The 18,717-nt window shown below is 68.5% G+C and carries 14 protein-coding genes; 7 read left to right on the forward strand and 7 right to left on the reverse strand.

Annotated features, from left to right (window positions below):
* Window positions 1-167: 167 nt before the first annotated feature.
* The 6 genes from WME95_RS34045 to WME95_RS34070 all read left to right on the forward strand — a co-directional run bounded on the left by WME95_RS34045 (window position 168) and on the right by WME95_RS34070 (window position 7,287).
* Complete coding sequence (locus WME95_RS34045) at window positions 168-1,829, forward strand: L-lactate permease (protein WP_437903526.1); 1,662 nt, start codon at window positions 168-170, stop codon at window positions 1,827-1,829.
* Window positions 1,830-1,975: 146 nt separating this feature from the next.
* On the forward strand, window positions 1,976-3,229 hold the full coding sequence (locus tag WME95_RS34050) for a YcaO-like family protein (protein ID WP_437903527.1): 1,254 nt from the start codon (window positions 1,976-1,978) through the stop codon (window positions 3,227-3,229).
* Window positions 3,226-4,581 carry a TfuA-like protein gene (locus WME95_RS34055; RefSeq protein ID WP_437903528.1) on the forward strand — a complete coding sequence of 452 codons (1,356 nt, stop codon included), beginning with the start codon at window positions 3,226-3,228 and terminating at the stop codon, window positions 4,579-4,581. The genes WME95_RS34050 and WME95_RS34055 overlap by 4 nt, the downstream gene beginning before the upstream one ends.
* A 242-nt stretch (window positions 4,582-4,823) precedes the next feature.
* Window positions 4,824-5,192, forward strand: coding sequence for a hypothetical protein (locus tag WME95_RS34060; protein WP_437903529.1), 369 nt, complete (start codon window positions 4,824-4,826; stop codon window positions 5,190-5,192).
* A 153-nt stretch (window positions 5,193-5,345) separates the two neighbouring features.
* Entirely contained in the window at window positions 5,346-6,314 is a 969-nt protein-coding gene (locus WME95_RS34065; RefSeq protein ID WP_437911055.1) for an NAD(P)-dependent alcohol dehydrogenase, read from the forward strand.
* 13 nt (window positions 6,315-6,327) lie between these two features.
* Entirely contained in the window at window positions 6,328-7,287 is a 960-nt protein-coding gene (locus WME95_RS34070) for a helix-turn-helix domain-containing protein (protein ID WP_437903530.1), read from the forward strand.
* A 35-nt stretch (window positions 7,288-7,322) separates the two neighbouring features.
* Here WME95_RS34070 and WME95_RS34075 read toward each other — a convergent pair whose 3' ends face one another.
* The 6 genes from WME95_RS34075 to WME95_RS34100 form a co-directional block, all read right to left on the reverse strand.
* Entirely contained in the window at window positions 7,323-8,762 is a 1,440-nt protein-coding gene (locus WME95_RS34075; protein WP_437903531.1) for a family 43 glycosylhydrolase, read from the reverse strand.
* Between the two features lie 582 nt (window positions 8,763-9,344).
* Window positions 9,345-11,330 (reverse strand): radical SAM protein, encoded by a 1,986-nt coding sequence (locus WME95_RS34080; protein WP_437903532.1) that lies wholly within the window; start codon window positions 11,328-11,330, stop codon window positions 9,345-9,347.
* A 75-nt stretch (window positions 11,331-11,405) separates the two neighbouring features.
* Window positions 11,406-12,005 carry a 2OG-Fe(II) oxygenase gene (locus WME95_RS34085; RefSeq protein WP_437903533.1) on the reverse strand — a complete coding sequence of 200 codons (600 nt, stop codon included), beginning with the start codon at window positions 12,003-12,005 and terminating at the stop codon, window positions 11,406-11,408.
* 59 nt (window positions 12,006-12,064) lie between these two features.
* Complete coding sequence (locus tag WME95_RS34090; RefSeq protein WP_437903534.1) at window positions 12,065-13,348, reverse strand: glycosyltransferase; 1,284 nt, start codon at window positions 13,346-13,348, stop codon at window positions 12,065-12,067.
* Window positions 13,349-13,394: 46 nt separating this feature from the next.
* Window positions 13,395-14,039, reverse strand: a complete 645-nt coding sequence (locus tag WME95_RS34095) for a hypothetical protein (protein WP_437903535.1) — start codon at window positions 14,037-14,039, stop codon at window positions 13,395-13,397.
* Window positions 14,036-14,848: a multinuclear nonheme iron-dependent oxidase gene (locus WME95_RS34100; RefSeq protein WP_437903536.1), complete on the reverse strand. Its 813-nt coding sequence runs from the start codon at window positions 14,846-14,848 to the stop codon at window positions 14,036-14,038. The genes WME95_RS34095 and WME95_RS34100 overlap by 4 nt, the downstream gene beginning before the upstream one ends.
* A gap of 544 nt (window positions 14,849-15,392) precedes the next feature.
* Here WME95_RS34100 and WME95_RS34105 point away from each other — a divergent pair.
* On the forward strand, window positions 15,393-17,135 hold the full coding sequence (locus tag WME95_RS34105) for a transposase (RefSeq protein ID WP_437902938.1): 1,743 nt from the start codon (window positions 15,393-15,395) through the stop codon (window positions 17,133-17,135).
* A 380-nt stretch (window positions 17,136-17,515) separates the two neighbouring features.
* Here WME95_RS34105 and WME95_RS34110 read toward each other — a convergent pair whose 3' ends face one another.
* Window positions 17,516-18,436, reverse strand: a complete 921-nt coding sequence (locus tag WME95_RS34110; RefSeq protein WP_437903537.1) for a JmjC domain-containing protein — start codon at window positions 18,434-18,436, stop codon at window positions 17,516-17,518.
* Between the last annotated feature and the right edge of the window lie 281 nt (window positions 18,437-18,717).

Raw genomic sequence — 18,717 nt, forward strand, 5'->3', positions numbered from 1 at the left:
TGACGTGGCCTGTCCGATCAGCCCTCCTCCCGGCGGAGCGGCGTGATCTCCGCGGGGCCCGCCGAGCGGCGACGACGCCTGGCGCCGTCGGGCGGTTGCATGTATTCGCTCTACGAGGAGCCTGCACGGCCGCTCGGCAGTCGTCGATCGGGGCTCCGCAAGGACCCATGTTCGCAGCGCTCGCCGCCCTCCCGATCCTGACCGCCCTCGTGCTCCTCGCCGGCCTGCGGTGGCAGGCGTCGCGCGCCATGCCGGTGTGCGCGCTCGCGGCCGGCGCGATCGCCCTCTTCGCGTGGCGGATCCCGCCGGTCCGGGCGCTCGCGGCCGTCGTCGAGGGGGGCTTCATCACGATCAGCATCCTGTACATCGTCTTCGGCGCGCTCTTCCTGCTCGCCGCGATGAAGGCGTCCGGCGCGATGGGCGCCATCCAGGCGTCGCTCGCCGCGGTGAGCCGCGACCGCCGGGTGCAGGCCGTGCTCATCGCCTGGCACTTCGGCTCGTTCATCGAGGGGGCCGCGGGCTTCGGCACGCCGGCGGCCATCACGGCGCCGCTGCTCATCGGGCTCGGCTTCCCGCCGCTCGCCGCGGTGACCGCCGCGCTCGTCGGCGACAGCACGGCCGTCTCGTTCGGCGCCGTGGGCACGCCCATGATCGTCGGCATGGGGCAGGGCCTCGTCGGGCTCTCGGAGCGCGCCGCCGCGGGGGCGGTCGCGCCCGACGCGGCCGCCATCGGGCGCCAGATCGCGCTCTACGACCTCGCGCTCGGGATGCTCATGCCCGCGGTGCTCGTGCTGACGCTCGCCGCCGGTTTCGGCGATCGGCGCGGCCTGCGCGACGGCCTGAAGGCGGTGCCGTTCGCGCTCGCGACGGGGCTGGCCCAGGCCGCCGCCGCGGCCGCGGTGGCCTGGACCCTCGGCCCGGAGTTCCCGAGCCTCGTGGGCGCCGCCGTGGGCCTGCTCTTCGCGCTGCTCCTGGCGTCGCGCGGGCTGCTCGTGCCGAGGCAACGCTGGGATTTCCCGCCCGCGCCGGCGCCCGCCGATGCCGCGGCGACCGGCGCACCGGCGGGCCGCGACGCGGCGGCGCCCGCGCGCGAGGCGCCGCCGCGGCCCGGGCCGAGCCTCGTCCGCGCGCTCGCGCCCTACGTCCTCCTGGCGGCGCTGCTCTCCGTGACGCGCGTGCGCGCGCTGCCCTTCGGCGAGGCGCTCGCGGGTGTCACGGTCGGCCCGGGAGAGCTCTTCGGCACCGGCATCTCGGCCACGCTCCAGCCGCTGCACTCGCCGGGCGCGGTGTTCGTCATCACGACGCTCGCGGCCGCGGCGCTCCTCGGGCTGTCGCGCCGCGCGGTCGGGCAGGCGGTCGTCGAGGCGGGCGGCGTCGCGGCCAGGACCGTCGTGCCGCTCGCCGCCGCCGTGATCACCGTGCGCCTGTTCATCCACTCGGGGGTCAACGCGGAGGGCCTCCCGGCGATGCCGCTCGCGCTCGCGGACGTCGCCGGGCGCAGCGTCGGCGCCGCGTGGCCCATCGTGGCCCCGTGGGTCGGGGCGCTTGGCGCGTTCATCGCGGGCAGCGCCACGTTCAGCAATATGCTGTTCGCCCTGTTCCAGCACGGCGTGGCGGCCGACGCCGGCCACGATCCGGTCGCGATCCTGGCGCTCCAGGGCATGGGCGCGGCCGCCGGCAACATGGTCTGCGTTCACAACGTGGTCGCCGCGTGCGCCGTCGCGCAGATCCTCGGCCGCGAAGGGCAGGTGATCCGGCGAACTGCGGCGCCCATGGTCGTCTATATCGTGCTGGCGGGGCTGATGGGCTGGGCGCTGCGCGGGGGTTGATGCGGCCAGACGGTCATGGCGAGTCCGCACCGGAGCACGCGCCGACGCAAAGCAGGACAACGCCGCTGACGCTCACCGGGCCCGGGTCGGTCGATCCCTGGGCGCTTGACACCCCCGAGGCGTTCCGGGTCTCCTCCGGAGGCGACATGCATCTCCGGTTCGAGCCGAGCACGCTGGACAGCCCGGTCCCGAAAGGCTACTTCGCCGGCACCCACCGCCAGATAGATCCGGACGAGACGCTGCGCCGCGTGCGTCGCTTGATGCCCGTCATGGGCATCACCCGCATCGCCGACGTGACTGGCCTCGACAGCATCGGTGTCCCGGTCGTGATGGTGTGTCGGCCGAACTCCCGCTCGCTGTCCGTATCGCAGGGCAAGGGGCTGGATCTCCGGTCGGCCCAGGCGTCCGGCCTCATGGAGTCGGTCGAGTCCTATCACGCGGAGCGGATCGACCTGCCGCTCAAGCTGGCCTCGTACGAGGAGCTCCGCTACACCCACCGCGTCGTGGACGTCGAGGCGCTCCCGCGCATCTCCGTCGCTCAGTTCCACGCCGATCTGCCGATCCTCTGGATCGAGGGGGTCGACCTGCTCCAGCGCGAGCCGGTGTGGGTCCCGTTCGAGGTGGTGCATACCAACTACACGGTCGCGATGCACCGGACCATGGTCGGCTTCGTCGCGAGCTCGAACGGCCTGGCCTCCGGCAACGGCGCGCTCGAGGCGATCAGCCACGGTCTGTGCGAGGCGGTGGAGCGCGACGCGACGACCCTGTGGCGGCAGCGCAGCCCGGCGTCGCGCGCGGCCACCCGGATCGATCTCGACAGCATCCAGGAGGGAGGCTGCCGCGAGGTCCTGGACAGGTACGAGCGCGCGGACGTCGCCGTCGGCGTGTGGGAGATCACGTCGGACATCGGCATCCCCGCGTTCCTGTGCAAGATCTGCGACCGACGCGACAACGCCCTGCGGAGGCTCGGCGTCAACGAGGGTATGGGCTGTCATCCCGCGCGCGAGATCGCGCTGCTGCGCGCGTTGACCGAGGCGGCCCAGAGCCGGCTCACCCAGATCGCCGGTTCGCGTGATGATCGCTATCCCAGCCAGTACGTGCGGCAGCGCGACCCGAACATCACGGCTGCCGCACGCGAGGAGCTCGGGCGGCCTGGCCCGCGACGCCCCTTCGCCGAGGGCCCGACCTTTGCTGCCGACACCTTCAACGCCGATGTCGCGTGGGAGCTCGATCGCCTGCGCGCCGCGGGCATGACGCGGGCGATCGTGATCGAGCTGACCCGGCCGGAGCTCGGCGTTCCGGTCGTTCGCCTGGTGGTGCCCGGCCTCGAGCCGCTGTCCGGCGACCGCAGCTATGTGCCCGGCGCGCGTGCCCGGGCGCAGCGGGGGCAGGCCGGATGACGGTCCACCTCTTCCTGGGCCCGACCCTGGCCGCCGCCGACGCCGCCGAGGTGCTGGACGCGGTGATCCTGCCGCCGGCGGCGCACGGCGACATCTACCGCGCCGTACAGCGGGGCGCGACGGTGATAGGCATCGTCGACGGCTACTTCGAGGGCACGCCGGCGGTCTGGCACAAGGAGATCCTCTGGGCGATGCGCGAAGGCGTGCACGTGTTCGGCAGCGCCAGCATGGGCGCGCTGCGCGCGGTCGAGCTGTCGCCCTTCGGCATGGAAGGCATCGGCGCGGTGTTCGAAGCCTACGCGCGGGCCGAGCTGGAGGACGACGACGAGGTCGCCGTCGCGCACGCGCCGGCCGCCTATGGATACCGCGCGCTCTCGGTGGCGATGGTCAATATCCGCGCCACGCTGGCGGCGGCGGAGGAGCGCGGGGTCATCCGGCCGACGACCCACGCCGCGCTGCTGCAGATCGCGAAGCGGCTGTTCTATCCCGACCGCGACTACCCGCGGCTGCTCTCGGAGGCCTCGGCGCAGGGGAGCGATCCGGGCGAGCTGTCGGCGCTAAGGAGCTTCCTGCGAGAGCGCCAGATCGACCAGAAGCGCGCGGACGCGCTCGCGATGCTCCGTGTGATCAAGGAAAGGCTCGCGGCCGGGCTCACGCCGAAGCAGGTGCGCTACCATTTCGAGGCCACGATCTTCTGGGATTCGCTGCGCCAGGCCGCCGCGCCGCTCGGCGATCCGCTCGCCGACCCCGGGGACGGTTCATGGATGCAGAGCGCGCTGCTCGACGAGGCGCGGCTCCATCCCGTCGCCTATACGCTGGCGCGCAAGGGCGCGCTGACGCGGCTGCTCTCGCGGGCGCTCTCGGACGAGCAGGCGCCGCGACCGCCGGGCGAGGAGGTCGACGAGGCCATCCTGAGCTTCCGTCGCGCGCGCGGGCTGCTGAACGCCGAGGCGATGGAGGGCTGGCTCCGCGCGAACGGCCTCCGCGCGGAGGAGTTCGCGCGCCTCATGGAAAGCGAGACCCAGGTCGTGGCGGTGCAGCGCTGGGCGGCGCCGCACATCAGCGCGCACCTCGTGGACCAGCTCCGCCTCGACGACCTGTATGTGGGGCTCTGGACGCGCGCCCGCGACAAGCAGCGTTCGCTGGAGGAGGCCGGGCTCGCCGACCCCGACCTGGCCACGGCGCCGCTGTCCCGAGAGGGGCTCCTCCGATGGTACGTCGAGAGGCGCGGCGAGGGCCTCGTGCCGCGGGACCTCTCGGAGGCCGCGCTCCAGGCCGGGTTCCGCGACGAACCGATGTTCCTGCGCGCGCTGCTCCGCGAGTACCATTATGTCCGGCTACGCGAGCGCTAGAGCGCCGATCAATCACGTTGAAACCCGGAGAATTTTCACAGGGAGGCGGGGAGACGGGGAGGAAGAAAAAAAAAGAAGTTCTCCCTCTTGCCGTCTCTCGCTCCCCGCCTCCCCGTGATTTTTTGTTTTTTCTCGTGGTTTCAACCCGTTTGTCGCTCTAGGATCCGTCGATCGTGAGCGGCGGACGTCCTGACCGCCTCCGCTCGGCGGCGTCGACGGGCTGCCCAAGGAGGACCTGAGTCATGGCGGAACGACAAGCAGCAGAGTTGCTCTCCGTGGATGCCGATGCCGCAGAGCCGGTATCCGACGCGCGCCCGCGGGCGCACGACGGCAAGGAGCACGTACCGGGCACGCTCTTTCGCGGCGCGGACGGCGAGCTTTACTTCATCCCGGATCATCGACTCCCGCTCTTCCGCGTCTTCGACACATCGAGGGCCCGGGTCGAGCCGCTGCTGGCCGAGGAGCCGAGCAAGCCCGCAGAGGACCGCTCGTCCGCCCGGCTGAAGGCGGTTTACACGACCATCGAGATCCACGATCCCAGGAACGCCGACGGCTCGCCCGCAGAGACGGACGGCATCATCTCCGCGTCGGTGCGCCCCGAGACCGACTGACAGGCCCGCCGGGCGGTTCGGGCGTCGCGCATCGCCCCGTGAGATCCGGCGCCGGCGCGCCCGCGCCGAGCAGATCCCGGAAAGAGATCCATCTTTCCCGGATCCGATGCTTTCGGGCACACCCGCCGCGTCCTTAGTCTGCTCCTTATGCAGATGAAGGCAGCCGTCTACGAGCGATACGGTTCTCCCTCGGTCCTCGAGCTGCGCGAGATGCCCGCGCCGGAGCCGCGGGACGATCAGGTGCGCATCCGGGTGCACGCGACCACGGCGACGGCCGCGTGCCAGATGATGCGGCGAGGCGACACGCTCATGGCGCGGGTCGTGCTCGGCTTCTTACGGCCGCGGCGGCGCTTCCGGGTGCTCGGGATCGAGGTCGCCGGCACCGTGGAGCGCGTCGGCCGGCGCGTCACGCGGTTCCGCCCCGGCGATCGCGTGTTCGGCTTCACCGGGTTCGGGTCCGGCGGGTACGCGCAGTACGTGTGCCTGTCCGAGGACGCGTCGATCGCGCACGCCCCCGCCGGCCTGAGCCACGAAGAAGCGTGCTCGCTGGTCGACGGACCGACCACCGCGCTCTACTTCCTCCGCGACCGGGCGCGGCTCCGGACCGCCGAGCGGATCGCGATCGTCGGCGCGTCCGGGAGCATCGGCACGGCGGCCGTCCAGGTCGCGCGGCACCTCGGCGCGGAGGTGACGGCGGTCTGCAGCGGGCGAAACGCCGATCTCGTGCGCTCGCTCGGCGCGCACCACGTCGTCGATTACACGCGAGACGACTACGCGGCGCGCGCCGACGCGTTCGACGTCGTGTTCGACACGGTCGGCGCGAGCTCGTTCGCGCGCGCGCGGCGCTGCCTCGCGCGGGGAGGCCGATACCTGATCACGGTCGGGGGCGCCGAGCTCTACCTGCGCGACGCATGGAGCCGGCTCTTCGGGAGCAGGAAGCTCGTCTTCGGGATGTCCGTCGACAAGAAGACCGCGCTCCCCGAGGTCTCGGAGCTCGTCGCGCGCGGAGCGCTCCGCCCGGTCATCGACAGGCGCTACACGCTCGAGGCCATCGCGGATGCGCACAGGTACGTCGAGACGGGGCGCAAGCGGGGCAACGTTGTGATCGAGGTAGGCGCGTGATACCCCGAATCGCGTGGGCACACGCGACGCGCTGAGGCTCGGGTCGATAGAGCAGATCCACAGGCTCATCGGGCGCCCGCCGCCCGCGCATCCGCTGGTCTCCGTGATCGCCGCGTCGTGGCAGGAGCCGCTGCGCATCGAGATCCCGATCATCGGACGACCCATCGAGTCCGGGCTCTACGTGATCAGCCTGAAGCGCGGGGACGAATGCCACGCCGAGTTCGGGCGACAGGTGCACGACGGGCAGGAGGGCATCATCGTCTTCGCGTCGCCGGGCCAGGTGATCACGCCGATCGGCGGCGAGAGCGAGCTCGCCCACGAGGGGGAGGGCTGGACCGTCGTCTTCCACCCCGACGTGCTGCGCGACACGCCGCTCTCGGACGCGATGCACCAGTACCGGTTCTTCGGCTACGCGACGCACGAGGCGCTCCACCTCACACGGCCGGAGCGAGAGACGTTCACGGGCCTCGTCCGGCAGATCGAGCGCGAGTCCTCGGTCCCTCCCGACGCTTTCGCGCCGGACGTGCTCTCGGCGCAGCTCCAGCTCCTCTTCACGTACTGCCAGCGCGCGTACGCGCGCCAGATCGAGGTCCGAGCGCGGGCGGGCGGCGTGGCGGAGCGGCTCGACCGCCACCTCGACGCGTGCTTCGCGTCGGCCGCGCAGGTCGAAGGCGGGCTCCCCACGGTTCGATCCTGCGCGCGCGCGCTCGGGTACTCGCCCGACTACCTGAGCGATCTCCTCCGCGCGGAGACGGGAACGAGCGCGCGCGACCACATCCACCGAGCCCTCATCGAGGCCGCCAAGGCGCGGCTCCTCGCGTCGGACGCGAGCGCGAGCGCGGTGGCCTACGCGCTCGGATTCGAGCACCCGCAGCACTTCTCGAAGCTCTTCCGGCAGAGGACCGGACAGTCGCCCGGCGAGTGGAGACGTGCGGCGAAGGGGCCGAATACGCGCCGCGAGACCTCGGCGTGATCTCACGCGCCGCACACACGTAGCAGGCGGTCACCTCAACCTGGGTCGGGTCGCGCCGCCGGCCAGACCGACGTATCCAGCAAGACGACGCCGCCCTCGAAGCGGATCGGCGCGGCGAGCAGCGCCCGGAACGCCTTGTACCCTGCCTCCCCGGGGCGGAAGGCGTGCAGGAACACGTGGTGACGCCCGTCGGCGCCCACGGCCACGGACGGGTGCCCTGGCCCCCACCATTCTTCACTGGAGCTCAGGAAGACCTCCGACAACTTGCGGTACGGGCCCGTGGGGGCGTCCGCCACGGCCGCGCCGATACCGTAGTACGCGGTCGAGAAGTCGTTGCCGGCGTAAAGCAGATGATAGCGCCCGCCCTCCTGGGTGATCCAGACGCCCTCGATGAGGTGCGCTTCCCAGGGCTGGTCGTTCTCGAGGATGACGGCGGGCTCCCCCTCCAGCCTGCGGCCATCCGCCGACAGCCGCTGTGCGTAGATGCGGGTCCTGAGCGCCCGCGATATCCCGGCGCTCTCCTCCGCCTCCGCGCCGCACGCCCGCGCCCGCAGCTCCTCCAGCCGCCCCGCGAACCCCGTGAAGTCCGAGGTCGCCGCCTCGATCAGCGGCTGCAGGACGAAGAACTGCTCCATGGGCTCGAGGGTCGCCACCCACGGCCACAGCGTCAGCGCCAGGACCGCGGTGCGCTGGTCTTTGCGGGCCACGAACAGCTCGCGCACCAGGACGGGCTCCCGGTGAAGCAAGGCGGCCAGCTGGCGGGGCCACACGCCGTTGTCATCCTTTTTCCAGACCAGCCAGGGCGCGCCGTTGGCGTCCACGAGGAGGTGGGCGTCGATCACATCCCCGGTGACGATCGGCGCGTGTTCCGCCTCGAACGGGCCGTCCGGGCTCGCGCCTCGGGCGAGGCCGATCGCCAGCGAGCGGTCGTGCATTCGGGCCGTGAAGCAGAGCCAGATTTCGTTCCCGACCCGGTGCATCTCCGGCGCCCAGAAGTCCGCCTGGTTGCGGCCGGTCAGCGTCCAGGCCGGCGCGCGCCCCTCCGGGAAGACGAAGCCGGTCAGCCGCCAGGTCGTCAGGTCGTTCGAGGCCAGGATGGGAAAGGCGTTCGGCGCGTCGTTCGAGGTCACGAGCAAGCGCCACGCTCGCTCGCCCACCCGCACCACGCACGGGTCGCCATAGCCGTAGAGGATCTCCGGCGCGATGGCCTCGGTCAGCAGGGGCCGCAGCGGCGCCCCGCCCTTCCGCGGCGGCGGCGGGGTGCGGGCGAGCGGCGTGCGGGTCCCGAGATCGCGCGCCAGCGCCTCGAAGAGGTCGAGGTAGTCCGGCTGCTCCACCCGGGCGAGCTCATAACGCCGCGCGTCCTGCCCCGGCTCGGTCACCAGGAAGCTGCGCGGCTCTCGGTGGTTGACGGTGACTCCGAAGGTGAACGGTGCGCCAGGCGGCGTCTGCAGGACGATGGCGTCGGCGTTCATGCGACGGGCTCCGCGAGGACTGCCATGCTCGGCAACAGGGACCTGGGTCCGGCCGCGGCACGGCCCGGCCGCTGCTACCCCGGCACGGGAGTGCTACGATGTTGTACCACGGTCGCTGTACCTGACATTCTGTACGTGTTCATGGCGCTGAGGCTCGCCGGCGAAGCTGAACGCTAGCGACCCAGGCGACAACCGACATGGAACGAGGCGCATGGCGAGCAGAACGAGAGAACGACCGGAATCTCCACTTCCGAAGGGCATCGGGAAGCCGGCGCTGCGGGCGCTCGCTTCGGCCGGCGTCTCTCGCCTGGACCAGGTCGCTCGGCTCACGGAAGCCCAGCTCATGGCGCTTCATGGCGTGGGCCCCAAGGCGATCGGGGTCATCAAGGCTGCCCTCGAAGCAGAAGGAAAGTCTCTTGCCAAAGACGCGTAGCCCTCGTCGTCCAGGCGCCGCATCCCGCGCGCGACAGCGAAGGGGGGCGGGAGGAGGCGAGCATGCCTGGCGAACGAGGGCGCCGCGTGGGGGGTGATGCGTGGTCGGCGCCGCGGGAAGCCGGCGCCGCCGCCACGAGGATTCCGCCGTCATCCTATCAGCGAGAGTCGTCTCGCCTGCGGCTTCGCCTCCGCGGGCCTCGTCGCCTCCGTCTGCCGGCTTGCCGATGCTACGTAGTGATTCCGGAGCAATTCATCCCTGGGTCTCAGCGCCAGGGAGATGAAGTGGCCTTCCACCTCGAGCGCGAGGCGCCGCTCGACGAGCTCACCGAGCAGCCGCAAGACCTTCTCCTGCTGGAGCCCGGCGGCCGCTGCCGCTCGCCCTGGATCCATGCCGGCGTGGCACAGATCATAGATGCACGCGAGCTCTCCATCGAGAACCGTCTCGACGAGATCCCCGGAGCGCTCGTCCCTGATGAGCAGCTCGCCCGGGCCCACCCTGTGAACTTCCATGGCTGGTATCCCACGCTCCCACTGGACGTGCTCCTCGTACCATCCGGCAAAGCTGCGCCAGCCTTCGATCACGCCGGGCTCAAACCACCCCTCGGGCGCCGAGTAGCCGTAGTAGGGCACGAGGAATCGCTCGACGCCCTCCAGACCTTCCAGATAGGTATCGGGCCTGAGCCGCGCCATCTCATCAGGACCGAGCTGGTTGAAGAGAGGGCTTCCATAAGACAACGTATAATCCGACAGGCTGTAGTTCCCCAGGTGGGGCGTCTCCTTGATGATCCGCTGTGTTTCGGCGATGTCATCCATCGTCGAGCGGGGGTGCCCGATGATCAGGTTCGAGAGCGAGCGGATGCCCAGCTCCTTCAGCCACTTTTGAACGAGGATGTTCTGCCGCGCCCTTGTCCCCTTGTTCATTCGTCGGATCAGGGACGAGGCCAGGGACTCGATCCCAACCTGAGCAGCGTCGACCCCGGCCAGGGCCAGCTTCGTCCAGAACCTCTCAGGGTGGTGCGCCCGGAGCTCCATCGTCGCCGGAATCTGGATGTTGAGCCGTATCAGCTCATCGGCATAGCCCTCCGCCCATGTGTCGCAGACGTTGTCCATGAACAGGACACGCCGCACCCCGTAGCGCTTGGTCATGGACAGCACATCCTTGACGATGTCCGCCGCGAGCCGCTTTCTGAAGCCCTCCCAGTTGACGTTGATGCCGCAAAAATCGCACTTGGCGAAGCATCCCCGGCTCCCCTCGACGGGGAGCATCACGTTCTTGCTGAACGGTCGGATCGCCTCCGCGCCCCGGAACACCCTCCTGACGGCCCGGAAGTACTCCTCCAGATCCGGGACGCCGAGGTCTCGGATGGATGCGAGCTGCGATGCGAAGTTCGCCGGATCTCTCCTGAAGAGATCCATCTGGTTGGTCTGGATGTCATAGATCCCCTGCACCTCGCCGGGGATGCTGTCGTGGAGACGATCCATCTCGCTCAGGGGGGTACGCAGGTAGGCGGCCGCGAGCCGCTCCAGCTTCTTCTCCCCCTCTCCGAGCACACCAAACCCGCGAATGCCTAGCCGCTTCAGCACGTCGGCGACGCTGGGCGCCGCCGCGCTCGCCCCACCGAACACGAAGACGCACCTGTGATCCGGGTACCGCTGGCCCAGGTAGAGGGCGCAGTAAATGGACGAATAGACCTGGTTGTAATTGAGCGTGAAGCCGATCAGGTTCACGCCGCTCCGGATGAGCTCCGGCCCCAGCGCTGCGTCGATGTACCTGTGCGTCGCGTTCCTCAGGCGGGTCAGCGAGCGCTTCGTGAGCTTGACGCGACCGCGCTTCGGAGCGTTCACGATCGAGAGCAGCTCGTCGAGGGAGGGGGCTCCCTCGACGGACGCGCGCGGCCTCATGAACCGCTCCAGAGCGAGGAGGAAGTACGGGAACTCCCTGAACTCCGAGAGCTCCGAGTACAGGTCCGACTCGCCGGCGTCGAGGAACACCGAGCAGAATGCAGAGTACGTATTGGTCGTGAAGCGGCCGGGGAACGCGGCATCGAGATGCGCCTTCAGCGCGCCGAGCTGGACCGAGGGGACATAGACATCGGCCCACGGCATCGACACCAGGTGCGTCTTGATCCTCATGGCGACCCCCCATCGATTGAATTCGTGTTTCCCGTTCCGCGGATCGCCGCTCTCTCCCTGAACATAGCGCCTCGATCACGCATCTCGCGGCCTGCTCGAGCGAACCTCCCGGGCGTCCTTGGCGGACAGCGTGTACTTCATGGCCAGCGTGAACCGCGACACGGGGCACACCCTGCTCGGAATGCCCGCGCAGTGCCATGTCACGCCCGGGAAGATCAAGACGCGCCCAGGGGCCGGCAAGACGGCCAGGTTGAAGGCCCCCGAGTCGTCGTAGAGCATCGTCTCTCCCCCCCATTCGCGGTCCCAGCGCGGGTTGGCGTAATAGAGCACCGTCACGTCTCGGCGACGCGGCTTGCAGTCGACGTGCGGGTAGTTGACGTCGCCGTAGGACGTCTGATTGACGTACGCCTTGTAGAGGTGGTGGGGCACGTCCGCGTAGCACTGCTTCATGAGGCCGAAGACTTCCTCGTAGAAGAAGAGCGCCTGAAACGCCTCGAGGTCCACGAAGTGCGCCACCATCTTCGGGAAATGATCCGCGCTCGAGCTGAGCTGCCCTCGGTAGTAGACGTAGGACTCCGAGAGGGTCCGGTAGACCTGCTCGATCTTCTTCTTGCGGAAGAGGTGATCCACGAGGATGACCTTGCGTCCGTTGACCGTGGTTTCTTGTATCTTCATCGCCCGCGATGTCTCAAGGAACAGAGGCCAGCATCCGGGAGGGGGAGCGCCGTGAAGCCCTATGCGCCGACGAATCCATGGAACATGGTATGCAGATCCTCCATGTACTCGTCGAAATCCTCCCACATGCGCGAGAGGAGGAGGCCACGACGCCCGAGCTGCTCCGCCTCCCTGGGGTTGCGCGCGACCCATTCGAGCTTGCTGGCCAGCGCTTCGTGGTCCCTCGGATCCCGCACGAGGAGGCAGTTCTCTTCGTCCACGAGGCCCTCCTTGTAACCTCGTTTCTTGTGGATATCACCCGACAGGACGAGGCAGCTGCCGCACGCGAGCACCTCTCTCGGTACGCCCGGCGTGTGGTAGTCGATGAAGAAGTCTCGCTCCAGGAAGCACGTCGCTGTGGTGGTGTTGATGAAGCTCGGGATCACCCAGTTCGGCATGAACGGGAGCAGCCAGACGCTCTCCTCCACCCGGTTTTCACGGATGAACGCGGCGAGCTCGCGGCAGCTCCTCTCGGCGCCGCCGCACATCATGATCGCCTGGACGTCGACGCCCCGGCGCTTCACCATTCCCAGCGCCCGGATGAAGTCGAACATGCCCTTCGCTTGATCGATCTTGCCGTACATCCCGAGCGTGGGGACACGGGGATCGAAGGTCTTCGGGGCGGATTCGCGGAAGCACGCATGGAGCCAGTCGTTGCCGGCGAGCGCCTCCGCCAGGCGCTCGTTCACGTCGAGCCTCGGCGCACCGGGGCGGAAGCAGTGCGTGGGGAGGGAGTCGGAGCCGAGGTAGTAGAGCCGCCTCTTCTTCACGCCGAGCCCCACGAAGAGGTCATCGAAGTGCTTCGCCGTCACGACCCTGTGCGCCCGTTTCAGGATCTCGGCGTAGGAGGTCCTCAGCCACGGCCTCGTCATCAGGACCGATATGTCGCTCCCCGCGTGCGCCAGGACGCAGGGGACCCCCGTCCATTGCGCCGCGAGAGACGCAGCCATCCCGTACGGTTCCAGGTAGTAGGCGTAGATCAGGTCGCAGGAGTGTTCCCTGACGATGTCCGTCGCCATGGAGGCCAGCTTGGTCACGTACGGGTTCGCCCAGGGGACGTAGAGGTCGTACCCAGGACGCTCCGACGAGACGTAGCGGACGGAGCCACCGTTCGCGAAGCGGATCTGTAGCCGCCGCCTGTCGGATGGGGTCATGGCCATCCGGCAATCTGCCTCTGCTTCATCGGCGTTCGTGACGACCCAGACCTGATTGCCGCGCTTGGCGAGCGCATACGCCATCCAGTAGGTCCTGGTGCTGACGCCCCCTTGAATGGGTGGGAACTTGCTGATGATGCAGATCTTCATCGCGCAGATCTCCTCGCTGCAGGCGCGGGCGGGCCCGGCGTCCGCCTCAGCTCAGCTCACCTCTCAGCAGGTTGCAGGGATCCTCGGCGGCTTGCTTCGAGAGCCGATGCGTCATCACGCCCTGCCTGTCGCGGGAGTAGTAGATCGCGTAGATGGATTCTCCTCTGCCCTGAAGGACGCTGATGCGATCGATCTCTGGATACAGGTCCATGACGTTCGAGGCGAGCTTCATGCAGTAGAGGTGGCCGCTGTCGTGGATCCCGAAGCGGGAGGTGTCCATGTTGAGGGGCCCCGTGATCCGGGGCCGCGCCTGATGAAACTGCGCGAGGGCGACCGCCCGCTCCACCCTCAGGAGGTCTCTGTAGAGACATGCGCCGTCCAGGCGCTCCGCCCATGAATACAGGACGCCGAAGATCTTCTTGATCATGGCTCCTCGATCGGTATCCATGCTGACGTGAGAATAGAGGCAGTCCCAGAGCCGCCGCCTCCTCGCCGTGAGGCCGCAGAACACCGGATAGTGGCTCTTGACCGAGCGCTGTATCGAAGCCCTGAACGACGTGGCGATGCTCGCCAGGCACGACTCGCTGTACTGGGATAGCTCGTCGCCGAGCTCGGCTCCCTCGGCAGGCCCCCCCTGGACGAGGCTCCTCAGGTAGCGCTCCTGCCAGCGGGCGACGCTCGTGCGGCTCATCGCTGGCACATCCCTCGAATCCGGACGAGATCATCCCACACCCTGGGCAGGTCCTTGAAGCGCGCCTCACGCTCCAGGATCACGGCCTCCGGGGTCGCCCGTTCCAGGAGGTACTCCAGCAGCTCGAAGACGACCTCGGGGACCTCGTGATCGTGGCCATCATAATAGTAACCGTCGTGAGAGGAGCCTCCGGCGAGGTGGAGCTGCCTTATACGGTGCGCCGGCAAGTGATCGATGAACGCTCTCGGGTCCAGCCCGTGGTTGAGCTGGTCGGCGTACAGGTTGTGGAGGTCGAGCAGGATGCCGCAGTCGGCCATCTCGACGGCCCGGGCAAAGAAGTCGTCGTGAGCGATCGTCGATCGCTTCAGCTCCCACATCGTGGCGATGTTCTCGAGCAGGAACGGCGCGGCGAGGCCCTCCTGAAAGAGCTTGATGTTCTCCACGAGGATCTGCAGCGTCTCGTCGGTCCGCAGCAGAGGCAGGTTCTTCTCGAGGTCGAGGTCGCCGATGCGGCAGGACGTCATGTGATCCGAGCACCAGCGCGGGGCCAACCGATTGACGACGTCTCGACGCGCCCGCGCGTTGCGATCGAGGCGATAATCGGCGCTGCCCAGCGAGTTGCAGGCGAAATGAAAGCAGTACGACGTGCCGAAGTCGGAGAGCAGCCGCTTCATCTGGCCCCTCTCGAAGTGACTGTAGATGTATCGCTCCGGCTGTATTTCCAGGAAGTCGACGAGCCCCTCATCCCTGGCTCGCCACAGCAGGTCGTGGAGCTCCGGATGGTAGCTCATGCCGATGTGGACAGCCATCGGATCACTCCCGTGAGGAGGCCGCTGCCGCGGGCGAGGAGACGTCCTTGGGGTCTACGACGTCTGCCCGAGAGTCCGTGAACCCGGCTCGCCCGTCGCCGTGCGACGGCATGGGTCGGGACGGGCGAAACGGCGCGGTATGCAGGGGGAGTCCTTGCAGGCGGTCGTCCCCCCCGGGGCGTGTCGTGTCACCCAGAGGCCGGAGGGAATGGCGACGCACCTCCAGCACTAGCCTGGATTTTCACCGAGATAGTTCGCCTAACGGCGCAGCATGAGGCCGGCCCTCCGGTTCGGTAATCGAGGGACACGGTTTTACGCCGAACGGCGTGAGACAGACAAGCGGTGGCATCAAGGATGCCGTGAGGGAAAAGGGTGCGCTATGGGCGAATTTCTCGTCCGTCAGCCTCTCCCCCTCAGCGGACGCAGCTGATGCGCCGGCAGCGCCGATCGACCTTGAAATCCAGCAGAAATCGGCTTCATCGCTTCTCTGCACCGCTCTTCTCACCTTGACGTGATGCCTTATGTGTGGGTCACGTTTTTTACGATGAGCGCACCAACTGCCCTAACTGACCCCGCCCGCTTCTTCCTGGCGCCCACCCAGGCGCGGCACCGCCAGTACGAGGCGCTGCGCGCCTACTTTGTGGAGCGTCGCTCGAGCGCCGAGGTCGCGAAGGCCTTCGGCTACACTTCCGGCTCGTTCCGCGTGCTCTGCCATCAGTTCCGGCACGATCCTGACCGTGCCTTCTTCGCCGAGCCGATGCGCGGCCCGCACGAGCAACCGAAGAAGTCCCGCGCCCGGCGCCTGATCATCGCGATGCGCAAGCGCAACCTGTCGATCTACGACATCGCCGAGGAGCTCCGGGGCCAGCACATCGAGCTCAGCCCCACGGCCATCACCGAGGTGTTGCGCGAGGAGGGCTTCTCCAGGCTGCCGCGTCGCAAGGACGACGAGCGCCCCGCCAGGACGCGCCCCGAGCGCGCCAGCCGCGCCGATGTCCGCGATTTTCAGCTCGTCCCTGCGACGTTCGAGACCCATGTCGGCGGTTTGTTCGTGCTCCTCCCGCTGCTCGTCAAGGTGGGCCTTGATCGGCTCGCCGACGAAGCAGCCCTGCCTGGCTCGAAGGCGATCCCGGCAGCCCACGCGCTGCTTGCAGCGCTCGCGTTGAAGCTGACGTCCATCGAGCGCAAGAGCCACGTGATGGATCTGGTCTTCGACCAAGGCCTGTCGCTGTTCGCGGGGCTCAACGTCATCCCGAAGACGACCTTCCTCGCGCAGTACTCCGATCGCCTGGGCCGCTCCAGTTCGGTGCGACTGCTGCGCGGCTGGCTCGAACACCTGCGCGCGCATCTCGCGCTCGCGGGCGCGTCGTTCAACCTCGACTTTCACGCCGTTCCCTTCTTCGGGCAGGACGAGTTCGTCGAGCGCCACTACCTTTCCAAGCGCAGTCGCCGCGACAAGGCCGTGCTCACCTTCATCGCCCAGGACGCCGACACCGACGTGCTCTGCTACGCCAACGCCGACCTGCGCAAGGGAGAGGAGAGCGATGAGGTCCTGCGGTTCGTCGACTTCTGGAAGAAGGCGCACGGCCAAATGCCCCCGCACCTCGTGTTCGATTCGAAGCTCACCACCTACAAGAACCTGAGCCGCCTCGATGCCCAGGGGATCACCTTCGTCACGCTGCGCCGCCGCACGGATGTCCTCAAGCGCCACGTGCTGAACGCTCCGGCTGCAGCCTGGCGCCGGGTGGAGCTTGATGTACCGCACCGCAAGTTTCGCAACCCCAAGGTCCTCGACGAGACGATCCGGATGGGCAGGGACTATCCCGCGCCGATCCGCCAGATCTGCGCGCGCGATCTTGGTCACGACGAGCCCACGGTCCTGCTGACCAACGACACCCGCTCGACGCCGCGCACGATCCTCGAGCGCTACGCTCGGCGCATGCTGATCGAGAACAACCTCGAGGACCAGGTCCACTTCTTCCACGTCGATGCGCTGTCGTCTGCGGTGGCCATGAAGGTCGACTTCGACGTGACCTTGACCGTCATCGCCACCGGTCTCTACCGGCTGCTCGGCAAGCACCTGCACGGCTTCGAGCACGCCAAGGCGCGGCAGATCTTCCGCCGCTTCCTCGACACGACGGCGAGGGTCGAGGTCAGCCCGCAGCGCGTTCACGTGCGCCTCCCTCGTCGGGCTCACAACCCGATGCTGCTTGAATCCGGCTTGCTCGCGACGCCCGTCGCTGTCCCCTGGTGGGGAGGAGCTTCGCTCGAGGTCGCGTTCGCTTGACCGCCGTCAGTGGCCTTTATGTTAACCGATCTTCTGCTGTGAAAATCCAGGCTAGGGTTAAATTTTGGTCTTCTTGCTCGGCGTCGGGTCGTGCCGGCAAACGTGGGCGCTGGCGGCTGGCTTGGGGATGCTGATCTTCCGCGTGATGGGCGTCGGATCATGTCGGCAAACGTGGGCGCTGGCGGCGGGCTTCGGGACGTTCACCTTTTTGGATCGGGGCGTTGTAGACATCCGTGATCTCCTTGGAGCAGTGGCCGATGATCAGTACGCGGCGGTGTAGCGGCCGCAGGAGAGGTTGCCCTCACAAGTTACCGAGAATTCGCACCTGTCCGCAAGAAGAAGCGCCCCGCGCGAGCGGGCGCGGGGCTGGCTCCTGGCTCCTAGCTCTGTTCCCCGTCGGCCGGCTCGGTGAGGGACTGGAGCACCTCCGCTGCATCGATCTCGCGGAGCCGCTTCACGAGCGCCTCGACGCGGGGCGCAATCCCCTCTTGGATGGTTGCAGCGAGGTGCGCCCCCCCTGCGGGGCAGTCTCCCCGGAAGGTCAGGTCCTCGGCACACTCCCGCAGCGCGTCAGCCACCATCACCTCGACGAGGCGGTGCCACGTGATCCGGTGGATCCCGGAGGAGATGTGGAGCGAGGGGCCCCCGACAGCGGTCGCCTCGTGGAGATAGCCGCGGGGGATGTACAGCGCTCCACCCGGCTGCATGTCGATCTCGCCCCAGCGCGGGGTCATCTCGCGGAGCTCCGCGGTGCGGCAGGCGTGGTGGCGGTGCAGCGGCGCCTCGAGGAGGGGCTCGTAGATGATCCACCGCTTGCGCCCCTCGAGCTGGAGCACCACAACGTCGTGGGTATCCCAGTGGCGGGGGAAGGTCTGCGCCCCGCCCGGCGTGAGGTAAAGGTTCGTGTTGGCCTGGGCCAAGAGCGCTCCGGACAGGGCGCTTGTGAGCGCACCGACGGCCGGAAAGCAGTCCTGCACCCCCGCGAGGAGCAGGCTACCCCCCTCCACCTCGAAGAAGCGCCGCACCGCCGCACCGTCGAGCGCAGCGTCGGGCTCCGCCCGGAGGAAGCGTTTGGCGTCCACGTACTCCGACGTCGCGTCGATGAAGAACACCGCCTCGGGATGCACCCGGCCTTCCGCTATCGCGTCCAGCACCGCCTCGACGGTGGGCAGGCCTGCGAGCCCCTCCCCGCCCTTCGGCGGTGAGGCGAGGGGCCGGCTCGGCGAGCGCCCGGAGGTACGAGCGCCGCTGAGGAGATCGTCGAGCGAGCCGGGGATCAGCGACTCCATGGGGCAAGGCATGAAAAACGCCGCGGAGGACAGGAGACGCCAGGGCGGTCGCTCCTGTCAAGCATGGCCTGCCCGTGGGACCTCGGGGCGAGCTTGCGTCTGGGAGCGTTCTCGTGGTCCGCCTTCCCGGGCTGTTTCGAGAGCGTCACCCGGCGTAACCCGCCGGGTGATGCGGCTCGCGGCGCGGGTTTGGAGCATCGAGTGTTACGCCGTGTCGACGTTTTCATTCAGGCGCCGCGGCGAGCACACACGGGGGCGTCCAATCGATGGATTTCCCATCGGCTAACAGTGGA

It is taken from the genome of Sorangium sp. So ce327 (assembly GCF_051530205.1).
GTDB classification, from domain to species: Bacteria; Myxococcota_A; Polyangia; order Polyangiales; family Polyangiaceae; genus Sorangium; species Sorangium cellulosum_B.